Consider the following 24,649-nt stretch of genomic DNA (forward strand, 5'->3'; position numbering starts at 1 on the left):
TCATCTATTCATTCAGGATATAAAAGCGATATAGGCGGCGGTTTTTCATTAATTTACTAATATGCTTACTTCTCCGTTGTTTTGGGTTTGAGAAACAGGAGTTGCAAGAGTAACGCCAACAGTACCGCGCCTCCCAATAATGCAAAGCCTAGCCCAAAATGCCCTTCGTCCTTAAATTTCCCTAACCATTGCGTGATAACGGCTCCAGCGAACACCCCAACCATATTCATAAAACCATAAGCGGTTGCCCGTAAATTTTTAGGAACAACCTGACATAGGATAGGCATATTGTTGGCATCAAATATGCCAAAGCCAATTCCAAAACAGACCGCCGCTCCGACCACCGCAGGTAAGGTCTGGCCTAATCCCAAAAACAATAAAGCTGGTATGGTCAGTCCAAGCCCAATTGCACTGGTATAAATGCGGCCACGGATATTTTTTTGTACCCATCGATCACTGAGTATGCCGCCGACGATAACTCCAATAAAGGATGAGATCGCGATTGTGATAGTCGACAATGGACCAGCTTTGGCCATTGGAATATTCAGGCTATCGGCAAACAAGGTTGGCAACCAATTTTTTATGGCCCAGCCGGGTAAGCTTGGAGCCGCAAAATAAAATAATAGGATCCAGAATGCCACATTGGAAAATAGCAACAGTAAACTTTTGGGAAGAGACAATCGCCCTTCCGAAGCAGGCTCCTCAAGGGATGGCTCATGTTTTTTCTCCACAAGCAAGATCGCTAATAGGACCGCATAACATATTCCGATAATTCCAAACCAATGAAAAGCGGTATGCCATCCTTTTGAAGCGGCCAATGTGGCACCAAAACCGCCCAAGGCCTGACCTGTATAAAGTCCTGTCATATGTAACCCAATGGCTAACGATCGATTTTTTCCGGTATGGTAATCGGCGATCAGCGAAAGGGCTGTCGGGATATACAATGCTTCACTAAATCCCATAATTGCCCGTAAAACCAATAGCGTTGCATAATCGTGCGCCATCCCCATGCCATAGGTTACGGCCGACCACACAAAAAGACTGCCTACGATCAGCCATTTTCTATTGCTGCGATCGGCAACGATACCGGCTATCGGACTCATGACACCATAGATGTAAAGAAAAACGGCCATCAATACACCAAAAGTCTCGGCTCGCTGCAATTGCGGAATATCAACCTGCATGGCTTCACGCATAGTAGATAGCATCTGTCGATCCATATAATTCAGCAGGGCTACTCCCCAAAGGAGGGCTACAACGAGCCATGGGTAAAAAGATTTATGTCGTAAAGAAGAGATCATTTCAATTTTTATCAGGTTTATATTGAGTTTTTTATATCTTATTTTTTCAATCCCATTTCTTAGAAAATGTGGCCACTAAAATCTCAGGCGTACGAACGCCGGCCTTAATTTCTCCACTAGGCAAGATAATCATGTCGCCCCAAACAACAGCTGTCGTGGTTACAGGTCCATCCGACGGCAGATCCCCCATCCGCTTCCATATTTTCAATTTCAAATCATAACGCCATACTGCTCTACCAAAGCCAGGATGATTGATTTGCAATTTATTCTTGGCATCAATAAGTTTCTGTCTCTTCGAGAGGTTCGCTTCCTTTTTAGCGTCAAAGATTAGCGCTTCCACCTGATGGAAGGTATTGCCCCGATCTGCACTCAACAACCATATTCCTTGGTCGGGCAATACACAAGCAGTTCCCGCCGCGGCAGGGAAAGGAATGTCCGTCCGTTTGGACCAAGTACTACCACCATCGGTTGAGCACCATAGTTCATGATATAACTTTGAAGGGCTCTCTGGATGAGCCTTTCTTCCACCAAGTAGATACAGCCCATGTTGACTATCAGACAACAATTGCAAATGGGAGACAGCATAGGGCAATCTTCCCACACAAACCCATCCTTTTTCAAGATGTGCTAGATCCAATTGCAACACTTGATCTGATACAGCATCAGACATTTCTCCACCGGCAATGAAAAGTTTATTTCCATGAATTACCGCTCCCATATTAGCTAATGGAAACGGTAGGTTCGGGAAGTCAGACACCGTAATTTTCTTGGTAGAGCCATCGTATTTAATCAGTCTACAAATGGCTGTTTTTCCTTCCGGAGTCTCTCCACCGATAACCAACAATCCATCGGGTAGACTCAGGCTAGCTGCGTAAGAAACTGCCGCAGGAAGACTATCATGGGCTATTAAGCGCAGTCCTTCCCTTTCTTTTCCGTAAATAAAAACATCTTTTTGGATCTCTTTCACCCCACCTTCCCAAGGTGGTAAATGTGGAAAATTCGCTCCGCCGGCAACCAGAAAACAATCGCCTGTGACACCGGCTATTGGTCCTGCCATACCAATATGCACCTTTCCATCTTGCATAGCTGGCAACGTAATGCCTTTATGCCATTCCAATTGACCCACCTGTGCTTGAACAGCACCTGTAACCAGTATTCCCACGATAACTCCCATCCAATGTTGTTTTGTCATATCTATTTATTCTCGAACCTACAGTCTACCTTGTAATCTCCCTCTCGATGTAAGCACACATGATACTCATCTCGAGAGGGAGATCTTTTTTACTGTGCACAAAACGTCTGAAAATTAAGTTTGTTTACATCATTCTTAAAGAGCTCAAATTGCGCTGTCGACATATTTTTCACAGGTAGTCTAAATGCTCCGCAGTCAAGGTCAATTAATTTCATATAAGCTTTCCCGACCGAAATACCGCCATACTTTCCTAGTAATGTGATCATATCGATAGACTTTTGCTGTAAAGCATTCGCTTTTTCTATATCTCCGCTGTCATAAGCATCTATGAGCGCAAGATACAAAGGTGCTGCGTAGTTATAGGTACTTCCAACAGCTCCTTTATTACCCAATACTAAAGCGGACAGCATATTCTCATCTCTTCCCCATAACATATCATACTTGCGATCTGCATAATTCATGCAACTTAAAAAATCCATAAAGTCTTCGTGCGTATATTTGATTCCCTTAAAATTGGGTATTACGCCATCAATCTGCTTCAACAGGTCGATCATCGGGAAGTTTCCACCGGTCAATACCGGGATATGGTAATAATAGAAAGCCGTATTCGGAGCTGCGCTTGCAATTTCGATACAACATTTTGCCAGCTGATCGACGTTGGCAGGTTTAAAATAAGATGGTGAAGTAAAGGAAACAACATCTACCCCTGCCCGCTCGGCCAGTCGAGCCAATTGTTGACATTCCTTAATATTTGTTCCTCCCAAGAGCATCATAAGTATAAAGGCATCATCCTCTTTTGTTAATCTGGCCCAAGCTGTCATCACCGCAACTTTTTCCTCAAAAGTCAGCGATACCCCTTCCCCCGTTGAGCCACAAATGAAAGCACCTGTTACCCGGTTACGCTTTAACATCGCATAGTATTGCGGAATCAGCTCAAGATTCAATTCTCCGTTTTCATCGAAAGGAGTAAATGGCGCTGCAATTAATCCTGAGATTTTTTGATTTAGCATGATATGTGTATTTAATATTGTGTTATTTTTTAAAATGTAACTAAAACGATGTATAACCTTTCGTTTGAACCAAGAGCCGGTTATTTGTCAGCGCATCCCTATTAATTGGCCATAAAAGGCGAAATGATTCTGCTACGGGCAATGATGTATACTTATAAACAAAGCTATCGCCCATTCTTCTCAAATCATACCAATATTTCCCCTCGCCAATAAATTCCAATTTGCGTTCTTTCAAAATTGCTTCCATGGGATCACTGTCTATCTTCTGATTTGGAAAACCAAAAGTACCTTCGTTATAATTACTTCCAAAAGCTCTTGCTCGAACCAAATTGATTTCCTCTTTGGGGCTTTCACCCAGTAGCACTTTGGCTTCAGCTAACAGCAAGAGTAAATCTGCATAACGATAGATTGGAAAATCATTCGTAAATGCGCGAGATCCAGCATTTTGTTCACCTTGATATTTTTTTAGGAAGCAACCGGCCAAATTGAACTTTCCTGTCGCATCTTTTGAATAGGCCGCTTGGATGGATGTGTTTTTACGTTGATCCAAATCGTTATAGTCCCGGTACGAACGGATACGGGTTGGTGCACGTAGTATTCCACCATAGTTTTCAGCTGTTACGGTGAATTTTCTGTTGGAAAGCGAATCATAATAATTTGCGATAAGACCCGATTGTGGAACGAAATCGGATATAAAGCCTAAAGTCGCTTCATTTAATTGATGACGCACCACAAAAATCATTTCACCATTACCGCGATTGCCTGAAGAAAATAGACCCGAAAAATCTGGTTGCAGAGACAAAGTTAGATTTGATTTTATTTCCGATAAAGCATTTTTGGCTGTTAAGGCAGCATCTTTGCCGCCGCCTCGATGTGCATTCCAAAGATTCACTTCTGCTTTAAGCATTAATGTTGCAGCTTTTGACCAATACGATTTTGTATTCTTCACGGAATAGTCTGTTCCAAAAGAAGTCAAAGAGCTTTCTAAATCCGACGTAACAAGCCCTAAAACATCCGAAGCTGGAGAAGCAGCTTTAGCAAGGTTGGTGATATCGATATTGCCGACAGGCTCTGTTTGCAGGACAACATCTCCCCAGGAACGATACAACTGAAAATAGTAAAATGCACGCATTCCATAAGCAATTCCTAAATAGTAACCTTTATTCTGCGCGGTCACAATATCAGTCGTGTTAAGTTTACTGATCAACAAATTTATCTGATTGATATTTTCGTAAAAAGCCCCGAAATTGCTCACCCCTGGATTATCAAGATCTAAATTATGATTCCACATTCTTTCCAACCCTTGCGGAGCTTCCCCTGTAAAAGACGATGTCGTTCCGGGATCATTGCCAAAGACCTCCCCCTGGTATTCACCCAGAAGTACAAATGCGCGCTCATGATTCCGAAATCTTGCGTGTAGACCACTCACAAACGAATCAAATTGATCGGCTGTCTTCCAGTAATTCCCATCGCTAATTGTACTTACAGGATTTAATTCTAGATTTTTATTGCAAGAACTTAATAGGCCTAGTCCCAATACCGTTGCCAAGCTTAAGGTTTTTATATTGATTTTCATCGTTTTCAATTTTTAAGATTAAAAGGATAGTTGAACACCGAGGACATACGATCTTGGTGTAGGATAAGTACCTAGGTATATACCTGTAACCAAATTATTCGCATCTACTGGAGGCTCAGGTGATGGACCCGAGAATTTTGTGATGTAAAAAAGATTAGATCCGGTAAAATAAATTCGTGCATGCGAAAATACCCGCGATTTTTCGAGCAATGATTTGGGCATGTCGTAGGAAAGAGTGAGCTCACGAAGTGCCAAATAATCTCCTTTTTCATAAAACCTCGAATTGTTGCTATTCAACACCGCATTCGCATTGTTTCCACGTGTATAATTCTGTTTGGAACCACCAACCTGATCCGCAAAATAAACCTTTGGAATGTCTGTTATAGTGTTGGTTGGTGACCAAGCTTGCTTTTGCAGCTCAATATAATTGAATGTGCCCTGATAATTCCCCAATGTTCTTGCGACAAGATCATTGTAAATCTTATGTCCCAGCGCAAACTCCCAGTTTGAAAAAAGGCTCAGATTCTTATAACTTAAATTCGTTGTAAATCCACCCGTCCATTTTGGATTAATATTGCCGATATACACTTGATCACGTGAATCGATAATATCATTTCCATCGACATCCAGCCAATTGACATCTCCAGGAGTAATTCTTCCATTTTTTCCAACAGGGAGATTAGGCCCAGTAATTCCTGCAATATTATCCGTGCGGTTTCCGGCAATTGAACTTACCTCAGCATCATCTTTAAATATTGATACTTGTTTATATGCGTAGATATCGCCCAGCGATTGCCCCTCCTGATATCCACCTACCCATTTAACTTGACCCGATGTTGGATCATAGATCTGTAAACCACCTTGACGATTATTTTCGTTTCCATTATTCGGCAGCTCCAGTATTTTATTTTTAACAAATGCGGCATTGGCGCCAATATTCAAATTAATACCATCGGGATTTCTAAGCACGCGAGCCTGTAACCCAAACTCCAGGCCTTTATTTTGTAAAGTCCCTAAGTTGGTATTTATAGACGAGAAGCCGATATAACTAGGCAGAGTCAGATCTGTTAAAAGGTTTTTAGTTTTTCTATTGTAATAATCGAATAGTAAAGTTACGCGGTCTTTCCATAAACCTAAATCTAAACCTACACCTGTCGTTTTACTCGTTTCCCAAACTAAATTTCCATTTACCGGCTGTGTATTGAGGTATCCAGCGGTTCCATTATAATTGGTTTGCAAGGAATAGGTTCCCTGAACTTCATATCTGCCTAATCCGTTTATATTTCCATTTTCTCCGTAACTCAGTCTAGGCTTCAAAGTTGAAATATAGTCCGCTAATTTGGTATTCTTAAAAAATGTTTCTTGATGAACATTCCAGCCTGCAGAAAGACCTGGGAAAAAGCCCCAACGATGGCCATCTGCTAAACTCGAAACCCCATCCAAACGATATACGGCATTCAACAAATATTTTCCATCATAATCATAAGCCAAACGTCCCATGGACGAAATAATTCGATATTCAGATTTTGAGGATGTGTTATTTCCAGCCACAAAAACAGTCGAAGCATTGACGGTCGGTATATCATCAGTAGGCGCATTCTTCCCATACACCTGCATAAAATCAGTTTTCGTATTAAAATATTCTGCACCAAGCATAGCGTTCAGATTATGCTTCTCACCAAATGTTTTGGTATAATTTAAAATACCGTTAAACTGTGTTTGGAAATCACGATTTATATTGCGATAAGCATCTCTTGACGTACTGCCTATTGTTTCGGGGTTAGAAAACACATTAGCATAGGTCTGGGTCGATTTTTGAAAGAACTCATTCAATAACTCTTTCATATAGGCATTTCCGGAGACCTTGAGGTATAGACCAGGAATAATATCCCATTTTAGAGAACCGTTTACGACAATGCGATTCGTTTCATTATTTCTCTCCATACGGCTCAACCAATACAATGGATTCCCATCATTGATGCCGTTGCCTGGATTGGGTCTCGTCTTCGCCTCATCAACCCAAGGATTAAATGTTGGCCAAATAGCCAAATTCCGATATAATGCACTTACTTCCGATCCGCCAACGCCATATTGAGAAGCAGTTGACAAATTGACCGAGGTTGCTACCTCCAGATTCGGTTTCAGCTTATATGAACCATTTAGATCTGCAGTATATCTTTTATAGTTGGAACCCACAATGATTCCATTCTCATCATATGCATCAAATGCAGCGAAATATTTTCCTCGATCGTTACCGCCCGATACATTTACATAATGATCCTTTGTATAGGTATTTCGAAATAAGATATCCTCAACTTCACCCGAATGATCTTTATAAATTATCTGACCACCATACGGATCATCTACAAGTTGCCACCCTTTAGCTAGTAATGGATCCAAGTCAGCTGTGTAACGACGAATATCGAACGAAGATAAATTTGCGTTATCAGTCAATAATCCCAAACCCCTGGAGCCATTAGCTGTCTCAATCGTTTTACCGGCATTTAAATACCCCAAGCGCGTATAATAAATGTAATCCCCAGCATTCATGTAACGATACCCCTCACGACGTTGGTTAAAGCCTCCTGTGAATTTATAAGATATAGTTGACTGTCCCGATTTACCAGTTTTCGTTGTGATCAAAACTACGCCATTATTTGCACGAGCACCATATATTGCCGTTGCAGAAGCATCTTTTAGAAGTTCGATGGATTCAATATTATCCGAACTCACATCATTCATTTCACGAATGACACCATCTATTACAACTAAAGGGGGACTAGAACTTTTAATTGATGCTCCACCGCGCAATTTTAACATAGGCGCCGCCCCGGGTGTACCCGATTTGTTTACCACCTGTAATCCAGGTACAGTTCCCTGCAATGCTGTAGCAACATTAGAACGGGGCGTATTTTGCAAAACAGTTTTATCTACTTTGGCGATGGAACCAGTTACACTTCTCCTGTTTTGTGTTCCATATCCCACCACCACCACTTCATCCATTTGCTCAACCTTGGATTCAAGTTTGATATCCAATTGATTTAATTGCCCAACTTTTACTTCAAATGGTCTATACCCCGTAGACGTGATGACTAAAATAGTATTGGGATTGGTACTGATTGAGAAAGTCCCATCAGCATTTGTCTGCAAAGATTGGTTGGATCCCTTGACTTTTACAGTCACATTGCTTAGCAGCTCCCCTGTCTTTGCATCGGTAATTTTTCCCCGCACCGCATGGTCTTGTGCCTGCGCTAAAAGCAAATTGCCCATCAAAACAGACAGCGTGAGAAGGGTTCGTAATTTTAGGTTTGAATACATATTGGTTTGTATTAAGTATTACATATATGCAAATATATAAATAACAAAATATAAAAAACAAATTTTAATTAAATTATGTATAACATATTAATCACTTTTATTAATTATCTTTGTCTTAATGCGCCTAATGCGCTATATGTAATATATATGGAACCGAATTCTTCGTTGATCGAACATCTGAATACAATTGATACCTCTTCACTAGTAGACCGTGCTGAAAAAGAAATCATCAATCTTTTTGTCAATCAAGGCTTAAAGGTTGGAGATGCTTTACCTAAAGAAATTGAATTGGCCGAAACCCTTGGTGTAAGTCGTACAGTAGTTCGCGAAGCTATGTTGCGGTTACGTATGGTCGGATTGATCGAATCGAAAAAACATCGTGGTGCCGTTCTAACAAGTCCAGATCTTATAAAACCGCTGCGCAAATCACTTTATCCAACCATCATGGAAAATAAGACCTTACAGGATCTTTTTGAAATGCGCATGGTGCTGGAGGTGGGTATGGCGGATATTCTTTTTGAGCATATACAGGAAAAAGACATTGAGGAGCTGGAAGCGATCGTTGCCAAGGAACCTATAAATGCAGATAATACAATTTTCGACATTGAAACAGAAATAGCCTTTCACGGTAAGCTTTATGAAATCACTGGAAATACGATTCTAAAAGACTTCCAGAACATGCTGTTACCTGTTTTTCAATATGTCCATAGCAGCGGTTTACTGACCAGTCCCAGTCCATCGAAAAGCTTCATCTCACACCGAGGCTTAGTTGATATATTGAAGGTCGGCAATGCTGAAGTTTTTCGAAATGCCATGCGCAAGCATCTTGACAATCATTATCAAAGACTTTTTTTATATAAAAAATCTGTTGGATAATCTCTTTTACGAGATCGATTCACAACACGACAAAAAAGCCCAATCATATGATTGGGCTTTTTCTTTAAACTATTTCTACTTGATACTTCCGTCTGGCTATTACATAAGTTGGCACTTTGTTATTCAGACAGCAACAGTACAATGATTCCATGCGGAGGAAGAATGAACTTTCTATTCTGACCAAGGTTTCCTTCATCGCGATGAAGCCATAAATCTCTGACGCGATTTTTTGGAGATAAATTCAGCACTTTAGTATCTAATTTAAACATCGTCTCGTTGTCTGATCTATTAAGTATTGCAAGTGCTTTACGCTTTGGATCTGCCAGGTCTTTTTTCCATACTTCTACCTCACCCGCTTTAAACACAGCTTGTGCTTGCTTAAAAGCCTTATCCTGATTAAGCGCGATCATTTCTTTGTTCGTCAATATAGCGAGTGTCTCTTTTGAAATTTTACGTAGATCATTTCCGGCCATCAAAGGTGAATTTAACATACACCACATTGAAAAATGTGTTTTATCTTCTTCATGAGTCATTCCATTTCCCACTTGAAGCATATCCATATCGTTATAGTGACCTGGAGAGCTATATGGATAAAGATTACGATTGAGATCAATAATATGCAACACAGAAGCAAAATTTGGTTGTATATCTTGCGAGATGCGCCAGGAATCTACCTGTTTAATGGCCCATTCCCCTGGAAATTGCCAACGGCAAAGATTAAAACCTACATCTGGGCGAACTGCCTGCACTGCGGTTATTATCTTTGTATATTGCTCGCGATCATCCAGTTTCATTTCCAATCCACCACACCAATCCACTTTGATGAAATCAAAATTCCACTCTTTAAAAAATAACTGTGCATCTTGGTCTTCATGACCATACATTCCTACCCCAATACCTTTTGGATCTTTGTCCCAGATAGAACCACAGGTATTTTTTCCTCCCTCCGAATACAATCCCGCTTTTAATCCCATGGAATGAATATAATCGGATAGAGCCCGCATTCCACCGGGAAATTTTGACCGATCTTCGTAAAGATTTCCCAGTTCGTCCCTCCCCCGAAATACCCGTCATCGACATTAATATATCTGTATCCTGCATCATGTAAACCAGTCGCAACCATGGCATCGGCCTGTTCTCGGATCAACTTTTCATCAATATGAATCCGAAAACTATTCCAACTGCTCCACCCCATAATGGGCGCCTTGACTTCCTGACCAATTGCACTAAAGCTATTCTTAACTAGTAAACTTGCTAAAATGAAGCTTTTAAATAATATGTTAGAATTCATAAAGTTATTTCGGATGTGAAAATCATCATACAAATATCGTAGGATCCCCCCATAAAAAACGAGTTGTATTTCTCTGCTCCTTCGAGCTCGTAGTGCTTTGCTAATAAAAATACCATAATGCCAACAATATGAAAAAGTAAATTCAATAAAACAAATAATTTTATGTAATACATAATATTTATTACCTTAGCCCCAATTGATAACCTTCAAACATCTATTATGGACTGAATTGAAAGTATTCATACAGAAATTTGATACTCACAACAGCTAACTAAAACCCGAAATTTAGCAGGTATACAGCTTGAGGAGTTTAACGAAGATTGTCATGATGACTATTCAATTTTTAATATCGTTTCCGACTTGGAAAAATATAAGGAATGTAGTGACGAACAACTTTTCGAGCTGATAAAGCTGAATAATGCTGAGGCGTATAAAGTTTTATACGACCGCTTGTTCTATATACTATTTTCTCATGCTTTGCATAAATTGAGATCAAAAGAGGATGCTCAGGACCTTACTCAAGATCTTTTTATGAATATCTGGAACAAACGCGAACAAATCAATATCAATGGACAAGTAATCAACTTTCTTTTCGCTTCGCTTCGCAATAGTATTATTAATTACTATATCAAGACAAAAAAACAAAATGAACGTGAGGAGCTGTATCATTATTTCAAAACCCATTTTGAAGCAACAACTGAACGCACGATTCATAAAAACGAACTCGAGAAAATTATTCAAAATGAAATAGATGCACTACCGCTTAAGATGAAACAGATTTACCTGCTCAGTAGGAATCAGGAACTCTCACATAAGGAAATTGCAGACCTCATGGCTATTTCGGAGTTAACTGTAAAAAAACAGGTGGCCAATGCACTCAAAATACTTAAGAAGAAGGTTAATTACGTACTTTTTACTTTTTTTTAAATCTCTCTACTCCCATCAATCAACAGTCTTGTCCTGTTTATAAAAGCCCATTTAAACGGTGATGACGGAAAAAGAAATTATAGCCCTTTTAAAGCGATACACGAATCAACAATGCACAGAAGATGAAATCATCTTTGTCGAATCCTGGTATAGTAGCCTAGACTTTAAGCATCCTGTACAGGTTGAAGAATTTGAATCAATAAAATTACAGACTTGGAAGACCATCGCTCCACAACAAAAAACAAAGAAAACACTTCATCGCTATGCGGCCGCCATATGGGGTATTTTACTCTTGTCTACTGCGACGTATTTTTTAGTTCAAAAAACTAAAAAGGATATCGAAAACACGTCCACCAAAATTCAGCCTGTAGGATATCGAGCAATGTTATTTATGGGGTCAAAAGACTCAGTAAACCTCAATACCCTACGAATAGGGGAAACGATAAATGCCAATGGCATCAAACTTAAAAAACTTGATAACGCAACGATTTCCTATGAAGTACAAGCTGACAACAAAACCAGAAGTGAATTAAATAAATTGATTGTACCTCGCGGAGGTCAGTTCAAAATTAGGCTAGCAGATAGTTCACTAGTGGTCGTCAATTCAGAATCTGAACTCGAATTCCCATCTCAATTTGAAGGCAATGAACGTCGAATAAAAATGATTGGCGAGGGTTATTTTGAAGTTGCCAAAAATAAGCATAAACCATTTATTGTAGGGACCAAAGATCAGCAGCTCACCGTATTAGGCACCAAATTTAATATACATGCCTATCGCGATGAAAAAAACATAACCACCACACTGTTGGAAGGGAAAGTTCAGATCTCAACGCCTAAAGGACAGGCAATCCTTCTCCCGGGGGATCAGGCACTATATAACGGTCAGCGGGTACTGGTTTCAAAGACGAAAACAACATCTGTCACAACATGGAAGGAAGATATCTTTCTATTTGACAGTGAACCTTTGGGCGATATCATGCAGCAATTGTCCAGATGGTACAATGTCCAAGTTAGGTTCGAGACGAAAGACATCGCTCAAATACGCTTTACTGGAAGTATATCAAAATATCAACATGTCGACCAGGCCCTCCGTCTACTTTCAATAACCGGAAAAGTAAAATTTATTGTTGACAACCAGACAATTTATGTAAAAGCAAACTAACAAACACTAAAGTTTATGAATATTAAGTATTTTAATCATGTAAGATTTTATCTTACATTGTTACTTCTTACTGCTTTTTTTACGGACTTTTCTGTAGCCGCCTATGCGCAGAAAATCACCCTACAGACACATGAAAGCAATTTAAAAACAATTATAAAAAGGCTTGAGAACCAAAGCTCTTACCGTTTCCTGTATGCCGATGATATGTTAGAAAACACCTATCCGGTAACCTTGTCTGTCAAGGATAAAAATCTCAAGGATGTACTGATAGATATTTTCCAAGGACAGCCCCTGACCTTTCAGATTGAAAATAAAACTATTATTATAAAAAACAAGCAGCAACAACTCGGCACCATATCCGGTACAATCAAGCGCATTGATGACAATACAGCCCTACCAGGCGTAACGATCAAAATCGTCGGAGAAGGACTCGACCTTCTTACTGTCTCTGACCCAAAAGGAAATTACACCTTTGCCGATGTCCCTTACGGTACCTATCAGCTCTCCTACAGTTATATCGGTTATCTGACAACCGCATCCATGATTCATTTAAATACAGCAAAACTTAATCAAAATATGACGATGCGACTCGCTGACGCCAGATTGGATCAGGTTGTTGTTATCGGTTATGGAGCCAAAAAACAAAAGGATCTGACAAGTTCCATTTCTTCCATTAATCAGGAAAAATTAGCAGACTTCAGTAATAATGCCGCTACTTTTGAATCTATTCTAGGTGGCGCAGCAAAAGGTGTTCTGGTAACACAGAATTCCGGTGCGCCCGGATCAACTGCAAAGCTCAATATTCGGGGGATTACATCTCCCTTATCGGGCAGCACCAATGAACCTTTATATGTGATCGACGGAGTACCATTTTTTATCGAGGGTTATTCTGATTTTCCAACGATAAATCCGCTTTCAAATATACCCATTTCAGAAATCGAAAGTATTGACATCCTTAAAGATGCCGCTGCAACAGCTATTTACGGATCGCGTGGGGCAAATGGTGTCGTCATTGTCAAGACAAATCGCGGAAAAAAAAATAAACCCTTTACAATTTCGGCAGACTATACACATTCCGTCAATAACCCGACACACATGTATAAGCCTTTATCTGCAGAACAATTTAAGGACGCACAGCATAGCATTATCCAAAACACGATAGATGGAATCAATGACGGTAAAATTGATCCTTACGAGGCCTACTATAACCAAATCCCCGCTATACAACAAATTGCCTTCGTAAGCCCATTAGCAGATGACGGATATGGCACTCCCTTGAAATACCGTTATGATGGATTGAACAACGAGGCCTTTGGCAAAGCAAATACCGATTGGACACAAATAATTCGCAAAAAAAATGCCCGTACTTCGCAATTTAACCTCTCTCTAAATGGCGGCTCGGATAACAGTAACCTAGCGTTCAACTTTAATGCATTTGATCAAGAAGGATTATATATCAACAACGGTCTTAAACGTTACAGTAGTCGTCTATCGTTCGATAGTAACGTTACAGATCATCTTACTGCTGGAGCATCTTTGTCTTACGCTTACAATACATTAAAATATGGACAGCAATTGTTCGCTGAAGGTAATACGAAGCCTTGGCTCGTAAGACCTGATTTAGAGGCATACGATGCCGATGGAAAATTCAATCGTATTGACGGCACGTTGATGTATGGCGCTCCGGTGATGTTATCCAGTCCGTTGGCTCAGCTCAGCAATCGTGGCATAAACAATATGCAGCAATTTTTGGGAGCTGCTTATGCTGAATACGAAGTATTTCAGCATTTTAAATTGCGCGGCGACATTAGCATTGCATCTTACAATGGCACAGCTCATATTTTTGCACCGACCTATACACAGGATGACTATACTGCCTTCGGTACCAATTTATATGCGACGTTGAATACCAACACCTCCAACAACAGCAATACAAGTCTCAATTTCAGGGCTGACTACGATTGGAAAAAGAACGGGCATCAATTATATGCCATGGCTGGTTTTGGATTTGATCGTTCCAAAAATTCGGGTGATTCAAACAGCTACGAGGAATTCCCTGACGATGAAATTCTAACAGACCCCGGATCAGCGGCGCGAAATACATTTTTCACTTACTTCCGAACTGACCAAGGGTTAAATTCGATTTACAGTCGCTTAAGCTACAAATACAAAGATCGATATCTAGCTGAAGCCAACTTCCGCTCAGATGAATCCTCCAAATTTGGTCCAGGCAATAAACGTGCATATTTTCCATCCTTGTCCATGGGTTGGCGCATCAATAACGAACAGTTTCTGCAAACTGTGGATTGGATCAGCGACCTAAAACTACGTCTGAGCTGGGGCAATACGGGGTCAACCAATATCAGTAACTTTTTATACCGTCAGTTTTTTGTACGCAGTTCCAATGACCTCTGGGCAGGTAAACCGGCAATTGTATTAGATCTGAATGTTCCTAACCGTGATGTGAAATGGGAAAAAACGCGTGAGTATAACACGGGTTTGGATTTCGCATTCTTCAATAATCGGTTCACAGGTAGTGTTGATCTTTACGATCGCTATACGACTGGTGCATTGGCACCGGCTCCAATTTCCTTGGAAGCAGGATCCAGTACCTATTCCGCAAATATCATCGATATGAGCAATAAAGGGTTTGAGATCGAATTAGCCTATGACCTGATCAAAAAACGGGATTTCACCTGGAACCTATCCTTCAATATCGCCCGCAACCGAAATAAAATCGAACACTTAAACGGAGCAAATATTAACACCTATTCCTTAGATAGTTACATAGAGGGTTATCCTGCTGGTACCAGAAAAGGCTATTTGGTCGAAAAAATCTTTGACTCACAGGCAGAAATTGATGAACTGAACAGTAGTTCACCGACAGGGTATTATCAAAATATGGCCACAGGGATTGGCGACTACAAATATAGGGATCTCAATGGCGACGGTGTCATCAATACAAACGACCGTCAGGTTATCGCTACTGCGCAACCAAAATATTTCGGCGGTTTTTATAACCGTATGCATTATAAAAATTTTAATTTTTCTTTCATATTTCAATATTCCAAAGGAGCAGCAGCAGTAATGGATGACTTTCAGACAAGCCTCTTTGGCATGTTAGGTCAGAGCCTTCAACAGGAAATCTATGATGATATGTGGTCACCTACGAAACCTGATGCCCATTTCGCCAAAATAACCTATTATGACCCGGCATCAAATTCAAGAACTTCTGACCGTTTGGTATATGAGACATCCTTTCTACGCCTTAAAAACATCAATGTAAGTTATGCACTCCCGACAGCGTTGACAGAAAAATGGTCTATCAAACAAATATCGGTATTTGCTTCAGCGTCCAATTTATGGACCATCACCAAATGGCCGGGTTTAGATCCTGAGTTTACCGGGACATACATTACAACAAGTACATCCAGCAACGACGCTTATCCGATGTCAAAAACATTTTCTCTAGGTATTAAAGCAGCATTTTAATTTACGATCAATATGAAGATAAAATATTTGGGAATAGTACTGGCAGGAACATTGACCATGAATTCCTGCTCCATGGTAGGTGATATCGATGATATCAAACCTTATTATAAAATGGAAGAAGACAATGTCGTCTATAATCTAGCATCGGCAGAATCGGTTTTACGTGGGGTATACAAAAGCTGGCGGACATTTAACGTATTCTCATTTAGGCTTTATATGTCCATTCTTTCAGGAAACGCAGTAAGTAAAGGTGGCGGCCTGACCGGAGGTCAGGAATTTGTCACCAACAGCGTACAAGCCAGCAATGTTGCTCTCGTCAATATCTATCAAGGTTCCTACCTAACAATCAACACAGCAAATAATTTGATTAAGCTGATGGAAAGAGGGGACGCAAAAGGTGCGCCCGAACAACGTGTCCAAGAAATTATTGCCGAATGTAAGCTCCAACGGGCCCTCGCCCATTTTCAGGTACTCCGTCATTTTGGTTATTTCTTTGATCTATTGTCTCCTTATGGTATTGTGTTGAGAAATTCACCTTTTACAGGGACGGAAACCGCAGCACGAGCAACCGTACAGGAAAGCTATGATTTTATACTGGCAGATCTGAACGAAGCGATTGCCCACGCCCCGCAAAGCAATGAATTCCATTATTACGCCACAAAAGCGACTGCAAAAGCCCTGAAAGCAAAAGTGCTTTTACATATGGGTAAATACAATGAAGCTGAAAATATTGCTAAAGAAGCTATTGACTTCGCTAAGGGTAATGGCTACCAACTAGAGAAGTCCTTTAGAAGCATCTTCATCAATGGATACGATTCGCCTGAAGCACTTTTTGCGACCTATACCGGAGGTCCGATGGAATCCGCATCCGATCAAATTGCCCGCACAACCTATAGCGAAAATACGAAACGTGTGGCTGATATGCTGATTGGCGGAGGCAATGATGGCAATCTCAATACAGGTGAGGGTTATGACCAACGGTTTTACCTCATGTTTAATCCGACACTAGCAGGCGCTCAGGGTAATGGTAAGCATCCTTATTCGCTGAATGGCACCGGTAAACACAACACACAAATGATACTACGTCTAGGTGAAATCTATTTCATCCATGCCGAAGCATCTGCTAGAAACGGTCATTATGATACAGCCCGTCAAAGTTTTCAAACGATGGCGTCTCGTGTTGGCTATCCCACAGATTATGCCATGAGCATCAGTAACAAAATACTACTCAACACTATCTTTCAACATAAAATGCTGGAATTACTTACCGAAAATGGCGAAGATTGGTTTGATTTTGTCCGTTACTATCACGCAGGAAATGTGGATTTAAATGCAATCAAGTCGACGATCAAATCGAACGCTCAACTGGTTTTACCATTACCCCAAGCTGCATTAGCAGGAAACAAGCAATTGCAACAAAATCCACTTTAAAACATTGCGCCTCTGCCCATACAAATCGGCACAGACATTTAAGCAGACAAACTATATAAGAACCGCTGAGCATTCAGCAAAATTGATAACGAATGAAAAAACTACTTTTAACGCTTACTTTCGGTGCGTTTACGCTACTCACACATGCACAAATCACGTACACGCTTGCCGGAAAAATCGATGGAAAAAAAGCAAACGGACAGATCGTTGGTCTTTGGGCCAACAATGGGCAAAATAAAATTGGAAGTGCCGTCATTAAAAATAATAAGTTTCAAATCAAAGGATCTATTTCTGCTCCCGAACTGGTTAGAATCATTATTGCTCCCACAGAAGGTTCAGAGCAGAAACTTTGGAAAGCAAGCGTATTCTACTTAGACAAGGGAAGTGTCCAGCTGACCGGCCACATCGATAGCCTTCCATCTTATTATTATAATCCGAATTTGCCAAACCAAAAACCTATCATTGAAGGCTCTCAAGCGCAAAGCTTGGCGGATCAATTAAATCGAAGCATCGTTCAGCAAAAAACTGCGTTAAGTAAACTAGACAAGGACTATATGCAGGAGTATCACCTGCCGGCAATCGATGGAAAATTCAATACAGATCGGGGAATTTCCATTCTTAAAGAAATGGCGCCGTATAAGAAAACGGTTTTCGAAAAAAAATGGGCGTTTATTAAAAGCAACCCAACAGCTCGGGTTGCTTTGGATGAAGCCTCTTATATGGTCATGGGCTATGGCGAAGAAAGCCTCTCCAAAGCACAAATGGATGAACTGCTCAAAATTTTTGAATCATCATGGACAGGTAAAACAGCCTATATTGAATTACAGGCTGCAATAACAAAGGCCAAAGCAACCGCTATTGGTTCAAAAATATTAGATGGCCCTATCTTGGATAAAGAAGGGAACAGGGTACAGTTAACATCAATATTCCCAAAAGACAAAAAATATATTTTACTTGAATTTTGGGCTTCATGGTGTGGCCCTTGTAGAGGTGAAATTCCCCATCTAAGACATACTTATGCCACATGGAAAGACAAAGGTTTTGACATCGTAAGCATTTCACTTGATGAAAAAGAAGCTGACTGGAAAAAAGCCATGAGCGAAGAACTTATGGTTTGGAACCAATACAATGCCCGTGAAGGTTTCAACAGTAAGATTGCGCAAAGTTACGACATCCAGGGTATTCCCTACGCCCTCCTGATCGACTCAGATGGCACCATCATTAAACATGGTATGCGGGGAGCAAGCCTAGACCAGGCGCTGGAGGAACTCTCAAAATAACAGGCCTTATTGTGCGGACTTTTCGCTTCGGTCCGCACCATAAAACCGTCATATAAAAAATACATTTTTTCGTTCAATAAATCTGCAATCCTATTTTATGTAATACATAATAATTACTATCTTAGTGGAGCATGAGAAACCTGTTTATAGCTACGCGCTATCCGGCATAGTTATAAACGAGGTATACTATTCAATTTAAACCGACAGAACAATGAAAATCAGGATCTCTTTATTTGCCCTACTGACATCCATCTTTTACAAAACCTCATCTGCACAGAAAAGACCAAATATCGTCATTATTATTTCGGATGATCACGCTTACCAAACCATTGGTGCCTATGGATCAAAATATGGAAAGACCCCCCAGATAGACCGCATCGCTGATCAAGGAGCTCTATTTAAAAATGCATTTGTTAATAACTCCATTTGCGGCCCATCTCGCGCAACATTGTTAACCGGGAAATACAGCCATAAAAATGGATTCAAGGATAATGAAACCTCTGAATTCGACTTTAGTCAGGATCTTTTTGTCAAGCAGTTGCAAAATGTGGGGTACAACACCGCCTGGGTGGGCAAGATTCATTTGGGTGACAAATTGCAAGGCTTCAATTATTATGATATTCTAGTTGGTCAGGGCACCTATTTTAATCCAGATTTTATCAGTAAACAAGGCCTTAAACGTGCAGAAGGCTATGTATCTGATATCGTGACCGAAAAAGCGATCGACTGGCTCGATACCGTAGATGCTGATAAGCCATTTTGTCTGGTCATTGGTCACAAAGCCACACACCGTACCTGGATGCCAGATCCAAAGGACTTTGGCAGCTATGATACTGCAACCTTTAACTTACCAACCACTTTTTACGATAATTACCAAAGTAGACCTGCGGCCGCATTGCAGGAAATGTCCATTGACAAGGACATGAAAATGGGCTACGATCTCAAAATGTTTAATTCGTTGGAAGACATGATGGCCGACGGTAACTTCAAGCGGATGAACCAAGTTCAAAAGGATAGCTATATCGCCTATTACCGGCCCATTTATGAACAACTAAAGCAAGGTAATTTGACAGGCAAGCAACTTGCAGAATGGAAGTTCAGACGTTATATGATTGATTATCTCAATACGGCTCAATCTATGGACCGCAATATTGGGAAAGTACTAGATTATTTGGATCAAAAATCACTCCGTGAAAATACAATTGTGATCTATCTTTCAGACCAAGGTTTTTATATGGGTGAGCATGGTTGGTTCGACAAACGTTGGATGTATGAGGAATCTTTTCGTACACCAATGGTCATGCGGTACCCAGCGCTATTACACGCAAATTCAATTATAAATGCTAAAATTGTCAACGCTGATATCGCTCCCACGTTATTGGAGCTAGCTGCTATCAAAAAACCGAAAGACATGCAAGGTGAATCTTTTGTGCATGTCCTGAAAAATAACAAAGAGGAACATCGCAAAGATCTGTTCTATCATTATTTTGAAAATGGAGAACATGCCGTGAGCCCCCATTTTGGCGTTCGTGATGACCGTTATAAATTGATCCGCTATTATAAACGAATCGAAAATTGGGAACTCTTTGATCTTCAAAAGGATCCCAATGAACTCCATAATGTCTACAAGGATCCTGCCTATCAAAGCGTCGTCAAACTGATGAAAAAGAAACTGATCACACAAATGCGCCAATTTGATGACAAAGAAGCAGAAGCTATATACAAAATCAACATCGACTAATTACGCCATCAGGGTATCCGATCTATTGGATACCCTTTTTTTATTGCTATACGTTTCTTCAAAGCATGTCAATGTATGGTCTATATACTTAAACCAATGCGCTCATGGCAAAATGAGTATTCTCCTTAGAACTGATAATCTAAAAAATTGAAACAGATCGAATCCGCAATCGATTGTATTAAAAATAAATTTTCTTTTATAGTATAATTTTCATTTATTTAATGTATTATTAAAATGATTTACATAAAATCATCTTAACCACCAATATAGCCAAGATACACGTACTTAATTTTATGAGAATTTACTTGTTTTTAATTTTATTACTCACTACAAATATAGTTATAGGTCAATCGAAGGGCAAAGTACTCGGAACTGTTTTTGCTCAAAATGCTGAACCATTAGAAAAAGCGACTGTAACGATTTTCAATTCAAAAGACTCTTCCGTGGTTTCCTACCTACTAACAGATACAAAAGGTAAGTTTGAATTTGTCAAAATTCCCACAGGGACCGCATTAACACTTTTTATTTCACATGTCAATGCAAATCCATTCCGTAAGGAATTTAGTATTCCTAACGGAGAAAATTATGATTTCGCTCAATTAAAGCTCGATTCCAAAAGTCTCGATGAAGTAGTCGTCAATATTGTTCCCCCCGTACGGATGAATAAAGATACGTTAGAATATAACACCAACTTTTTCAAAACCCGCCCCAACGCCAATGTAGAAGAATTGCTCAAAGAACTGCCCGGTCTTCAGGTTAATATGGATGGATCTATTTATTATCAAGGAAAAGAGGTTTCAAAAGTAAGAGTAAACGACAAGGATTTCTTTTCGAGTGATGTACGTATTGCTACACGAAATTTGGATGCTTCTCTTATAAAAACAGTACAGGTGTACCGTGATAAGGGCGAAACAAAAAAAGATAATGAAGACGAAGATAAACTGCCGATTACGATTAACCTAAAATTTAAGAAAGATTTCCTCAAGGCCAGTTTTGGTAAACTTTATGGTAGTGCAGGTACACGCAGCAGGTATGAGGCCGGTGGTTTATTCAATTCATTTAAGGACACACTACAGCTGAGTTTTCTCGGTTTCGGAAATAATATTAACCGCCAGAGTTTTGATTACAATGAATTGAACCAAGAAGCTGGACTTGGACGTGCCGAAAACTATGGATTTGAAAATTTTGGAGGTAGGAACTATTCGGGTAAAGCCAACGATATTGGCTTGGGCTTTAATCTCAACAATGACTGGGGAAAGAAGACCAAGCTGAACATTATGTACATGCTGAAATATAATAAAGCCGAAAATCAAAATACCGGCAATCAAATCTCTTTATACGATCAGGAAAAACAATATTCAGCATCCGATTACCAGCGACAGGAGAAATCTGTAGGGCATAATCTCAAAACCCTGCTTCGACATCGTATGGATACAACAGCCTACTTTGAATTTACGCCTAATTTGGGTATCAATTCAAAAAACAATTCAACCTTCGGAATGAACCGTTCCTATACGGATCTCAAAAAACTTAATGACGCAACAGGTACGGGCGGGAATAAGGAAAATACCCTGAACTATTCACATGGATTCTATATCGAAAAACAACTTAATAAAAATCATATCGTATCGTTTAGAAATACAATTTCCATCAATACAAATGAAAAGACCGATACGTCTTTTCAGAATACCAATATATATGATACAGCTAAGCCGCGGACTAGTTTATGGTATAAAAACCGAACACAAAATAATTCCAACAACCTATACTTCAGTGCAGCCTATTATAATAAAATAATTAAAAAACTAAACTTTGACTACTACTTCACCTATGTTACTAACCGCCAAGGGCCACAGGAAAGTGTATATATCAACCGCGACAGCACTGGAGAAATGCATGCAGCTCCTTATGAAAATAGCTATCGTTATAAATACCAGGATTATATTACCGGTATTATATTTTACTGGAGACCCACCAAAGATTTTAACGTAAAGTTTGGAACAGCCTATCAAGTAAAGGTAAATCATTTTGATTTACTTAAAATCAACTCTGTTGAGAAATCATCTTTAGGCTACTGGCTGCCCAATATTAATATCCGTTATAAAGATCTAAACCTCGGCTGGTATAAAGATCTCGAGTCTCCCGAACTCTACGGAATTCAGCAACTCGTCATGGATCTAAATCCATTGTATACACGAAAGACATCCTTTATATTCAACAATATCGAAAAACAGAATGTCAGTATATCATACTATAAGTATACCTCGAAATTGCAGTTTAATGTAAATGGAAATATCAATTATGTCAATAACAGCATCGGGTCCCGTAGCTGGCGAAACAACAATACAGGACAAATGACCACCCAGATGTTTCTCGCTGGCTCAAAATATAACTATAGTACCTATACTTACCTGAGATACAACCTAAAAGCCAGCAAAAATTGGTCATTCTATCTATCGCAAAACAACAGTATCTATACCTATGAAAATTATAGTTCCGTCAATGATGTTGATAATAAAGGGACCAATATAGGGATCAATGCCAGCCAACAATTTTCCGCGACGTGGAAAAACCTAGTGACGATATCACCACAGTATACCTATTCTTGGAACAAGAACATAAATTCGGTAAAAGATAACCCCGACTTTATTGAATCAACTTATTCAATCCGTAAAATTGGTGCAGGATTGAATATTAATCCAATCCACGGATTTTCGCTGGAATCAACATACTCCTTAGATAACCGGGCCAGCGGATTGAGTGGCAGAAAAAACTACCATATCTTAAATGCGTCAGTCTATTATACCTTTAAAAATAATTCGCAGCTAAAATTGACCGGCTTTGATATATTGAATCAGAATACCCAAAATTATTGGGGCAGTCAAGGCAACGTAACATATTTTGGGAATTCACTTACATTGAAACAATATTTTATGTTGGGCTATATCCATAAATTTAATATTATAAAAACAAAGAAGTAGATCAGGTAAAGTGCTGAACCTTGCTTATAGCAACAATAAAAATAATCATTATAATCTTTCAATATTCGATATCTTACTTTTCATTTCTTCAAGTTCGGCACGCGATAAGCCTTGCTTTTCAGAATAGCTATCTGCATGTTGCTCGCGCAATTTGCGCAGGCCCTTTCGGCTATCCGCTTCATAATCGTTTAGGTCAAAGGTAACAGAGTCTGGCGTTAAATTGGCGATACGATAAAGCGTACGCATTGTTTTTCCATCTTTTGTATAGGAAACCTCATACACATCACCAACCTTTGGATCTTTCAGATACTTTTCCTTCTTTTTGGCACCGTAAATTCCGGCTATAACAATAGCAGATACAAAAAGCCCAATCAGAACTAAGCCCGAAAAATATCGAAAAGGTGTTTTACGGATAGCTCCCGAAGATATGGCCTGAAGTGTTTGTGGGTTGATTTCACGTTGGTGACTCAACTTTTTGCAATGCGTACAAATGGTAATGACCTCCGAACTATAGGGAAATATGGGTATCCAAAAAACATGGAAATATTTAATTTGCCTGTAGGCAAAAAGGGATTGAACTGTGCCACAATAATCGCATTTTCCGATTGCCGATTGCGATTTATTAGCTAAAACTTTTGTTCTTGTGCCAAAAATAATCATCGTGTTAACGTTTTAATTCACGATCATGGAGACACAAGAACATTGCCCTTTCTTATTCGAAAATAGGAGGATTTACAATACGTGCGTTGCCGCTTACGATTCGCAGCTACCAATCAATATTCTGACAGGCAACATATTGCAAAGAAAACAAGAAGGTGTTCCGAAAAAAAAAAAAAAAACTTGATGCCCCAGCACTCCTCACTTATAAAGACCTCCTCTTATCATTCTGACTCAAAAATTACAAAAAACAAAAAAACAAAGTATAGTTATCAGGTAGATTTTATATATTTGCATTAACATTTTTTAACACATGAAACAGCATACAGATAATATCCTTAAAAAACGAATGCCCTAAGGGGATGTTTTTACAGGTAAATTTCAAATATCTCCTATAACCCAACTCAAACAATA

16 protein-coding genes are annotated in these 24,649 nt (G+C 39.6%); 8 read left to right on the top strand and 8 right to left on the bottom strand.

Annotated features, from left to right (window positions below; all coding sequences use genetic code 11):
- Positions 1–65: 65 nt before the first annotated feature.
- From OK025_RS02640 to OK025_RS02660, 5 genes are all read right to left on the bottom strand, one after another.
- Positions 66–1,301 (bottom strand): MFS transporter, encoded by a 1,236-nt coding sequence (locus OK025_RS02640; protein ID WP_317668235.1) that lies wholly within the window; start codon positions 1,299–1,301, stop codon positions 66–68.
- A 46-nt stretch (positions 1,302–1,347) separates the two neighbouring features.
- Entirely contained in the window at positions 1,348–2,493 is a 1,146-nt protein-coding gene (locus OK025_RS02645; protein ID WP_317668236.1) for a hypothetical protein, read from the bottom strand.
- 89 nt (positions 2,494–2,582) lie between these two features.
- Complete coding sequence (locus OK025_RS02650) at positions 2,583–3,503, bottom strand: dihydrodipicolinate synthase family protein (protein WP_317668237.1); 921 nt, start codon at positions 3,501–3,503, stop codon at positions 2,583–2,585.
- A gap of 40 nt (positions 3,504–3,543) precedes the next feature.
- Positions 3,544–5,079 carry a SusD family outer membrane lipoprotein NanU gene (gene nanU, locus OK025_RS02655; protein ID WP_317668238.1) on the bottom strand — a complete coding sequence of 512 codons (1,536 nt, stop codon included), beginning with the start codon at positions 5,077–5,079 and terminating at the stop codon, positions 3,544–3,546.
- A gap of 18 nt (positions 5,080–5,097) precedes the next feature.
- A complete protein-coding gene (locus tag OK025_RS02660; RefSeq protein WP_317668239.1) occupies positions 5,098–8,397 on the bottom strand; it encodes a TonB-dependent receptor in 3,300 nt (1,099 codons plus the stop codon).
- A 147-nt stretch (positions 8,398–8,544) separates the two neighbouring features.
- Between OK025_RS02660 and OK025_RS02665 the strand changes: the two genes are divergently transcribed.
- Complete coding sequence (locus OK025_RS02665) at positions 8,545–9,273, top strand: FadR/GntR family transcriptional regulator (RefSeq protein WP_317668240.1); 729 nt, start codon at positions 8,545–8,547, stop codon at positions 9,271–9,273.
- Between the two features lie 119 nt (positions 9,274–9,392).
- On the opposite strand, the gene OK025_RS02670 is transcribed toward OK025_RS02665, so the two are convergent.
- A complete protein-coding gene (locus OK025_RS02670; protein WP_317668241.1) occupies positions 9,393–10,277 on the bottom strand; it encodes a glycoside hydrolase family 27 protein in 885 nt (294 codons plus the stop codon).
- Complete coding sequence (locus OK025_RS02675; protein WP_317668242.1) at positions 10,238–10,564, bottom strand: hypothetical protein; 327 nt, start codon at positions 10,562–10,564, stop codon at positions 10,238–10,240. The genes OK025_RS02670 and OK025_RS02675 overlap by 40 nt, the downstream gene beginning before the upstream one ends.
- 360 nt (positions 10,565–10,924) lie before the next feature.
- Here OK025_RS02675 and OK025_RS02680 point away from each other — a divergent pair, with 360 nt between their 5' ends.
- The 7 genes from OK025_RS02680 to OK025_RS02710 all read left to right on the top strand — a co-directional run bounded on the left by OK025_RS02680 (position 10,925) and on the right by OK025_RS02710 (position 23,578).
- A complete protein-coding gene (locus OK025_RS02680; protein ID WP_317668243.1) occupies positions 10,925–11,491 on the top strand; it encodes an RNA polymerase sigma factor in 567 nt (188 codons plus the stop codon).
- A gap of 61 nt (positions 11,492–11,552) precedes the next feature.
- The gene (locus tag OK025_RS02685; RefSeq protein WP_317668244.1) at positions 11,553–12,653 is read left to right on the top strand and encodes a FecR family protein; all 1,101 of its coding nucleotides are present in this window, start codon (positions 11,553–11,555) and stop codon (positions 12,651–12,653) included.
- Between the two features lie 15 nt (positions 12,654–12,668).
- Positions 12,669–16,145, top strand: a complete 3,477-nt coding sequence (locus OK025_RS02690) for a SusC/RagA family TonB-linked outer membrane protein (RefSeq protein WP_317668245.1) — start codon at positions 12,669–12,671, stop codon at positions 16,143–16,145.
- Positions 16,146–16,157: 12 nt separating this feature from the next.
- Positions 16,158–17,576, top strand: coding sequence for a RagB/SusD family nutrient uptake outer membrane protein (locus OK025_RS02695; RefSeq protein WP_317668246.1), 1,419 nt, complete (start codon positions 16,158–16,160; stop codon positions 17,574–17,576).
- A gap of 92 nt (positions 17,577–17,668) precedes the next feature.
- Positions 17,669–18,856, top strand: coding sequence for a thioredoxin-like domain-containing protein (locus tag OK025_RS02700; RefSeq protein WP_317668247.1), 1,188 nt, complete (start codon positions 17,669–17,671; stop codon positions 18,854–18,856).
- Positions 18,857–19,067: 211 nt separating this feature from the next.
- Complete coding sequence (locus OK025_RS02705) at positions 19,068–20,597, top strand: sulfatase (RefSeq protein WP_317668248.1); 1,530 nt, start codon at positions 19,068–19,070, stop codon at positions 20,595–20,597.
- A 293-nt stretch (positions 20,598–20,890) separates the two neighbouring features.
- On the top strand, positions 20,891–23,578 hold the full coding sequence (locus OK025_RS02710) for a carboxypeptidase-like regulatory domain-containing protein (RefSeq protein WP_317668249.1): 2,688 nt from the start codon (positions 20,891–20,893) through the stop codon (positions 23,576–23,578).
- Positions 23,579–23,626: 48 nt separating this feature from the next.
- Here OK025_RS02710 and OK025_RS02715 read toward each other — a convergent pair whose 3' ends face one another.
- Complete coding sequence (locus OK025_RS02715) at positions 23,627–24,238, bottom strand: zinc-ribbon domain-containing protein (RefSeq protein ID WP_317668250.1); 612 nt, start codon at positions 24,236–24,238, stop codon at positions 23,627–23,629.
- Positions 24,239–24,649: the final 411 nt, after the last annotated feature.

Origin of the sequence: Sphingobacterium sp. UGAL515B_05, assembly GCF_033097525.1 — a bacterium.
GTDB lineage: Bacteria > Bacteroidota > Bacteroidia > Sphingobacteriales > Sphingobacteriaceae > Sphingobacterium.